The sequence below is a fragment of the Hydrogenophaga sp. genome (genome assembly GCF_026125825.1).
Taxonomy (GTDB): Bacteria; Pseudomonadota; Gammaproteobacteria; order Burkholderiales; family Burkholderiaceae_C; genus Hydrogenophaga.
Genome location: NZ_JAHCKK010000142.1, coordinates 1 through 6,872 on the forward strand (window position 1 = coordinate 1; position 6,872 = coordinate 6,872).

At 66.2% G+C, this 6,872-nt stretch carries 6 protein-coding genes and 1 pseudogene; 5 read left to right on the forward strand and 2 right to left on the reverse strand.

Annotated features, from left to right (window positions below; genetic code table 11):
• Nucleotides 1–301, reverse strand: a pseudogene (locus KIT86_RS23490) (hypothetical protein); the annotation flags it as partial.
• Between the two features lie 268 nt (nt 302–569).
• On the opposite strand from KIT86_RS23490, the gene KIT86_RS23495 reads away from it, so the two are divergent.
• The 5 genes from KIT86_RS23495 to KIT86_RS23515 all read left to right on the forward strand — a co-directional run bounded on the left by KIT86_RS23495 (nt 570) and on the right by KIT86_RS23515 (nt 6,148).
• Nucleotides 570–2,090, forward strand: coding sequence for a 3-hydroxyacyl-CoA dehydrogenase (locus KIT86_RS23495; RefSeq protein WP_297402906.1), 1,521 nt, complete (start codon nt 570–572; stop codon nt 2,088–2,090).
• Nucleotides 2,091–2,118: 28 nt separating this feature from the next.
• Complete coding sequence (locus KIT86_RS23500) at nt 2,119–2,898, forward strand: oxepin-CoA hydrolase, alternative type (RefSeq protein WP_297402908.1); 780 nt, start codon at nt 2,119–2,121, stop codon at nt 2,896–2,898.
• Between the two features lie 85 nt (nt 2,899–2,983).
• The gene (locus KIT86_RS23505) at nt 2,984–3,703 is read left to right on the forward strand and encodes a Crp/Fnr family transcriptional regulator (RefSeq protein ID WP_297402910.1); all 720 of its coding nucleotides are present in this window, start codon (nt 2,984–2,986) and stop codon (nt 3,701–3,703) included.
• Between the two features lie 64 nt (nt 3,704–3,767).
• Nucleotides 3,768–4,853, forward strand: a complete 1,086-nt coding sequence (locus KIT86_RS23510; protein ID WP_297402912.1) for a phosphotransferase family protein — start codon at nt 3,768–3,770, stop codon at nt 4,851–4,853.
• A 35-nt stretch (nt 4,854–4,888) separates the two neighbouring features.
• Complete coding sequence (locus tag KIT86_RS23515; RefSeq protein ID WP_297402914.1) at nt 4,889–6,148, forward strand: acyl-CoA dehydrogenase family protein; 1,260 nt, start codon at nt 4,889–4,891, stop codon at nt 6,146–6,148.
• 6 nt (nt 6,149–6,154) lie between these two features.
• Here the strand turns inward: KIT86_RS23515 and KIT86_RS23520 are convergent, their stop codons facing one another.
• Nucleotides 6,155–6,826 carry a hypothetical protein gene (locus KIT86_RS23520; protein WP_297402916.1) on the reverse strand — a complete coding sequence of 224 codons (672 nt, stop codon included), beginning with the start codon at nt 6,824–6,826 and terminating at the stop codon, nt 6,155–6,157.
• Between the last annotated feature and the right edge of the window lie 46 nt (nt 6,827–6,872).

The window sequence follows — 6,872 nt, forward strand, 5'->3', positions numbered from 1 at the left end:
TGGCGGGACCGCCTTGCGCCGGCCCGCCACCGGTGGCGCTTGAGCCCCCGGGCGCGGCAGGCGCCTGCTGCCCCGCGGCCGCAGCCGCAACGGCCACAGGGTTGCTGGATCGGTCGCCCGATGCGATCGGCTCGTTGAGCGGATCGGCCAACAGCACGAAGCGGCGGGTGAACGCGGTGCCGCAGCCGGCGCGCACGTAAAGGGTGACGATGGGTTCGTTGATGGGCTGCTGCACCTGGATGCGCACCGAGGCATCGGGCCCGGCTTGCTGCGGCGTGCTGCGCACAAGCCCTGGCGACACTTTCGCGTCTCCGTAGAAGACATCCGCATTGAGGCACTGGTTGGCGAGATCCTCACCGGCAGCGAGAAGAACCTGAACCCGGACATCGAGACCTTGTCCGATGATGGCTGCGCCACTGTGCCGTCCCAGCGTGGCCGCCGAACTGCCCAGTGCAGTTAATAGCAAAATACAGCCTGTCCATGTCTGGCGCACGTTGGAAGCCCTTCGTTCTTTCGTTGGATCATTTTGTCATAGCTCCAGGCGCCCTCATTCCAAATACAACACACTTATGCAACCCATATTTCCTCATACAGGCATTGTCGGGACCGGTGCCATGGGCCGGGGCATTGCCCAGATGGCGGCCCAGGCCGGCAGCGAGGTCTGGCTGTTTGACGTGCAGCCCGGCGCAGCCGAGGCGGCTCGAACAGCCCTTCAAGGCACCTGGCAGACGCTGGTGGGCAAGAACCGCATGGAGGCCGGCCAAATGGAAGACTGCCTGGCGCGGGTGCACCTGGCCGGTGCGCTGACCGACCTCGCGCCCTGCGACCTGGTGGTGGAGGCCATCGTCGAACGGCTTGACGTCAAGCAACGACTGTTCGCGGATCTCGAAGCCATCGTGAAACCCGATGCGGTGCTGGCCACCAACACATCCTCCCTGTCGGTCACGTCGATCGGCGCTGCGCTCAAGCGCCCGGCCCAGCTGGCGGGCTACCACTTTTTCAACCCGGTGCCCCTGATGAAGGTGGTCGAGGTCATTGCCGGGCTCAAGACCAGCGCCACGGTGTGCCAGCGCCTGACCGACTATGCCCGCCAATTCGGCCACACGCCGGTCACGGCGCAGGATACGCCCGGGTTCATCGTCAACCACGCCGGCCGCGGCTACGGCACCGAAGCCCTGCGCGTGGTGGGCGAGCGGGTCGCGGATTTCGCCACCATCGACCGCATCCTCAAGGACCAGATGGGCTTCAAGCTCGGCCCGTTCGAGCTGATGGACCTGACGGCGCTGGACGTGTCGCATCCCGTGATGGAATCGATCTACCACCAGTATTTTGAAGAGCCGCGCTACCGCCCCAGCGTGATCACCGCCCAGCGGCTGGCTGGCGGCGTGGTCGGCAAGAAGGTGGGCGAAGGGTTCTACACCTACGACAAGGGCGTGGCCCAGGTGCCACCCGACGTGGCCGCGCCGACCGTGGCGGAGCTCGCGCCGGTCTGGGTGTCGCCCAAGGCCGCGCGCCGGGCGGAGCTCTATCAGCTGCTCAAGGACCTGGGCGCGCAGATCGAAACCGCGGCCGCGCCGTCGGCCGCCGCGCTCATTCTCGTGGCGCCGCTGGGCCTGGACGTGACCACGCTGGCCGCCGTCGAACGGCTGGACGCGTCGCGCACCGTGGGCATCGACATGATGCTGGACGACGCCTCCACCCGACGCCGCGTGCTGGCCACCAACCCGGCCACCCGGGCCGACATGCGCGACGCCGCTCACGCCCTGTTCGCCAGCGACGGCAAGCCCGTGAGTGTGGTGCGCGACAGCGGTGGCTTCGTCACTCAACGGGTGGTGGCCACCATCGTGAACATCGCTGCCGACATGTGCCAGCAGGGCATCTGCTCACCGGCCGACCTCGATGTGGCGGTCACGCTCGGCCTGGGCTACCCGATGGGCCCACTGGCCATGGGCGACCGCATCGGCCCCACCAACGTCCTGGAGATCCTGTTCAACCTGCAGACGGTGTACGGAGACCCGCGGTACCGCCCTTCTCCCTGGCTGCGCCGCCGCGGCGCACTGGGCCTGAGCCTGACGCACGAAGAAGCCTGACGCACGAGACCACAAGGAACGACACCGCATGACCGCCAGCCTCAAGAGCCACAGCCATGGTCAGACCATGGTGCTGACCATCAGCAACCCGGAACACCGCAACGCCCTGGGCCCTGACATGTATGCCGCAGGCGTGGAAGCGCTCAATGTGGCCGAAAGCAGCCCCGAGGTGCGCAGCGTGGTGCTCACGGGCGAAGGAGCGCACTTCTGCGCCGGCGGCAACCTGCAGCGGCTGCTGGCCAATCGGCAGCAGGCGCCGGAGGTCCAGGCGCAGAGCGTCGAGGGGTTGCACAACTGGATCGAGACCATCCGCGCCTTCCCCAAGCCCGTGGTGGCGGCCGTCGAGGGTTCTTGTGCCGGCGCCGGTTTTTCACTCGCGCTCGCCTGCGACCTCGTGATTGCGGCGCAGAACAGCGTGTTTGCGATGTCGTACAGCAGCGTGGGCCTCTCCCCCGATGGCGGCGCCACCTGGAGCCTGATGCGCGCCTTGCCCCGGGCCACGGCGCTGCAGATGCTGCTGTGCGGTGAACGCATGGGCGCCGAGCGGCTGCAGCAGTTGGGCGTCATCACCCAGACCTGCACGCCGGGAGAGGCCCTGCACGACGCGCTGGCGCTGTGCGAACGCCTCAACGCGCGAGCGCCCAACGCGCTCACCAGCATCAAGGAACTCGTCAATGAGGCTCCCACGGTCACGCTGCACGCGCAGCTCGCGGCCGAGCGCGATCACTTTGTGCGCAATCTGCACCACGCCAATGCGGGCGAAGGCATCGCGGCATTCATGGAAAAGCGGGCGGCCAACTACCGCTGAAGCGGTCTGCGCGCATACCCTGATCTGTCCGCCGCGTCCCAGTGGCGACAATGAAGGCCATCCTCAGTCACTCAAAAGACAGCCCATGGACGAACCGATTCTGACAATGGAAGAACGCGAGGCGATCAACAACGGTCGCTGGTTCAACAGCCTTTCACCTTCCCTGCGTCACGACATCCTCCGATGCGCCCACGTCAAGCGATTCAAGGACGGCGACCTCATCGTCGCTCGCGGCGACCCACCGACCGAATGGTCGGCGGTCGCCAGGGGTGCGGTGCGCGTGAGCTCGACCTCGCTCTCGGGCAAGCAGATCACGCTCACGTATGTGGAGCCCGGGGTTTGGTTCGGCGATGTGGCCATGTTCGACGGGGACCAGCGCACACACGATGCGTACGCGCATGGCGCCACCACCTTGCTGTGCGTGGCACGCACCGACTTCCAGAAGATCCTGGCCTCGCATGTGGAGCTGTACGAAGCCCTCATGCGATTGCAGGCGCGGCGCATCCGGACCCTGTTCGGGCTGGTGGAAGACCTCAACACCCTGCCCCTGCGCGCGCGGCTGGCCAAACAGCTGCTGCACCTGGTGCGCAGCTACGGCGTGCCCTGCCTGGCCGACGGCAGCGAAATGCGCATTGGCCTGCAGCTCGCGCAGGAAGAACTCGCGCAGTTGCTGGGCGCCTCCCGTCAACGCGTGAACCAGGAGCTCAAATCGATGGAGCGCGAGGACGCGATCCGCATCGAACAAGGCGGTGTGGTGGTGCGCAACCGCGACATGCTCATGCGCATCGCCGAAGCCGAGTCCTGACCGCGGCGCTGTCGCCAAGGCTGTTTCAGGCCCGTCCACCCACAACGGCCTTGAGCCGCCTACCATGAGCGACACCCAGAACTTCGTCGGCACCCGGCCCGTTGCCGCACAGCACGCCTTCGACATCCCCGCCCTGGAACGCTGGCTGACAGACCGGCTGCCGGGCTTCGTCGGCCCGCTCTCGGTGGAAATGTTCAAGGGTGGCCAGTCGAACCCCACCTACAAACTGATCACACCGCAGCGGGCCTACGTGATGCGGGCCAAGCCCGGTCCGGTGGCCAAGCTGCTCCCGTCGGCCCATGCGATCGAGCGCGAGTTCCGCGTGATGGGCGCTCTGCACGGCACCGGCGTGCCGGTGGCGCAAATGCACGTGCTTTGCGAAGACGAATCGGTGATCGGCCGGGCGTTCTATGTCATGGAGTGCGTGGAAGGCCGCGTGCTCTGGGAACAGTCGCTGCCCGGCATGGACCGTGGGCAACGCGGCGCGCTCTACGACGAGATGAACCGTGTCATGGCGGCGCTGCACACGGTCAAGCCCGACGCGGTCGGCCTGGCCGACTACGGCAAGCCCGGCAACTACTTCGAGCGACAGATCGGCCGCTGGAGCAAACAGTACCAGGCCTCCATCACGCAAGCCATTCCAGAGATGGACCGCCTCATGGAATGGCTGCCGCGCAACATCCCAGCCATGGCGCGAGACGAGTCCATGGTGTCCGTGGTGCACGGCGACTTCCGCCTCGACAACCTGATGTTCCACAGCACCGAGCCGCGCGTGCTCGCCGTGCTCGACTGGGAACTCTCCACACTGGGCCATCCACTGGCCGACTTCAGCTACCACTGCATGTCCTGGCACATCCCGCCAGGCATGTTCCGCGGCATCCAGGGGCTGGACCTTGCCGAGTTGGGCATCCCTTCCGAAGACGCCTACATCTCGCGCTACTGCGAACGCACCGGCATTGCCACACCCGAGCGCCTCAAGGCCGACTGGAACTTCTACCTGGCCTACAACATGTTCCGCCTCGCGGCCATCCTGCAGGGCATTGCCAAGCGGGTCGAAGCCGGCACCGCGTCCAACGAGCAGGCGGTGAAATCTGCCGCCGGTGCCCGCCCTCTGGCCGAGATGGCCTGGGGCTTTGCCAGCGCCCGCTGACCTTCTTCACACCCCATTTTTCCACTGGAGCCAAGATGAATTTCGACTACACCGACAAGGTCAAGGACATGCGCGAGCGATTGCTGGCGTTCATGGACGAACACATCTACCCCAACGAGTCGCGCTTCTTCGCCGAGATCGCGGCCAACCGAGCCATGGGCAACCCCTGGCTGCCGACCGCGATCATCGAGGAACTCAAGCCCAAGGCACTCAAGGCTGGCCTGTGGAACCTGTTCCTGCCGCGCAGCCCGCGCGCGCCACAGGGCCTGTCCAACCTCGAATACGCGCCGTTGTGCGAAATCATGGGCCGTGTGCCGTTCGCAGCCGAGGTGTTCAATTGCTCGGCACCCGACACCGGCAACATGGAAACCTTCGAGCGCTACGCCAGCGAAGCCCTCAAGGACGAATGGCTGGAGCCGCTGCTGCGTGGCGAAATCCGATCGGCTTTCCTCATGACCGAACCCGAAGTCGCCTCGTCGGACGCCACCAACATTCAGTGCCGCATCGAGCGCGACGGCGACCACTACGTGATCAACGGCCGCAAATGGTGGTCGTCGGGTGCCGGTGACCCGCGCTGCGCGGTCTACATCGTGATGGGCAAGACCAACCCCGATGCCCCCCGCCACTCCCAGCAATCGATGATCATCGTGCCGGCGAACAGCAAGGGCATCACCGTGGTGCGGCCGCTGTCGGTGTTCGGCTACGACGACGCGCCGCACGGCCACATGGAAGTGGTGCTCAAGGACGTGCGGGTGCCGGCCGGCAACATCCTGCTTGGCGAAGGCCGTGGATTCGAGATCGCGCAGGGCCGCCTCGGCCCGGGCCGCATCCACCATTGCATGCGCTCCATCGGAGCGGCAGAGCGCGCGCTGGAACTGATGTGCAAACGCCTCAACAGCCGCGTCGCCTTCGGCAAGCCGGTCTCGGCCCAGTCGGTCTGGCATGAGCGCATCGCCGACGCGCGCTGCCGCATCGAGATGGCCCGCCTTCTCACGCTCAAGGCCGCCTACATGATGGACACCGTGGGCAACAAAGTCGCCAAGGCCGAGATCGCCATGATCAAGGTGGTGGCGCCCAACATGGCCTGCGACATCATCGACATGGCCATCCAGGCCCATGGCGGCGGCGGTGTGAGCGACGATTTCCCCCTGGCGTATGCCTATGCCGGCCAGCGCACGCTGCGCCTGGCCGATGGCCCGGACGAGGTCCACCGCCAGTCCATCGCCAAGCTCGAACTGGCCAAGCACATGCTGGTCAAGACCGAGGTGGAGATGCCCGTCACACGCGGCTTCTGAGACGGCTCAGCCATCGACCTGCAATCGACGGGCCTGTTCGCAGGCTTGTCGAAACAGATCCAGGGCGTGCACCGCGGTGGCAACGTCGTCCATCCGGTCGATCTGCAGGCGCATGTAGACCTTGCCCTTCATGCGCATCAGCAACAACGGCGTGTGCGGGCTCACCGCATCCGTGGGCCAGTGCATCAACCGCTGCACGCAGTCGTCGTCGAGCCAGGCCCGGGCGGCCTCTGGCGCATCCGTGAGCACCGCGTAACGCGCCCAGAAACGCTGATCAGGGCCGACCCAACCCGCATCCCGGAACATCGAAAGCCAACGAATCTCCTCTGGCACGTTCTGCGCCGTCGTTTGCAGCGTGTCGGTGTACCGCGAGTAGAGTTCGCCGGCCCGCTGCTCCAGCTGTTGCTTGAGCACCCGATTCATGACCACCACGCCAGCGGGCGTGGGCCCAGCCAGCGCCATCCGCGCCATGAATTCCAAGCCCTGCATGAAGGGGCGGGTCGGCGCGGCGCACCTCACGCGCACAGGCTGCCCCCACCAATGGCCCGTCAGCGCATAGCCGCCCTGCTCCAGCGGCCCGTACACCAAGCCCGTCTCTTCCGCCCTCTGCGCCAAGCCCTCCAATCGACCGATGGAAGGCCGCCGCCGGGCCCAGGCATTTCTCAAACGCTCCAGCATCGCCTGTCATTTTCCCGTAGAGTGAATTGCTCTCGAACGCACCCTC

Coding starts and splice junctions, on each gene's coding strand:
- KIT86_RS23495 (WP_297402906.1), top strand. CDS start 570: ATGCAACCCATATTTCCTCATACAGGCATTGTCGGGACCGGTGCCATG.
- KIT86_RS23500 (WP_297402908.1), top strand. CDS start 2,119: ATGACCGCCAGCCTCAAGAGCCACAGCCATGGTCAGACCATGGTGCTG.
- KIT86_RS23505 (WP_297402910.1), top strand. CDS start 2,984: ATGGACGAACCGATTCTGACAATGGAAGAACGCGAGGCGATCAACAAC.
- KIT86_RS23510 (WP_297402912.1), top strand. CDS start 3,768: ATGAGCGACACCCAGAACTTCGTCGGCACCCGGCCCGTTGCCGCACAG.
- KIT86_RS23515 (WP_297402914.1), top strand. CDS start 4,889: ATGAATTTCGACTACACCGACAAGGTCAAGGACATGCGCGAGCGATTG.
- KIT86_RS23520 (WP_297402916.1), bottom strand. CDS start 6,826: ATGCTGGAGCGTTTGAGAAATGCCTGGGCCCGGCGGCGGCCTTCCATC.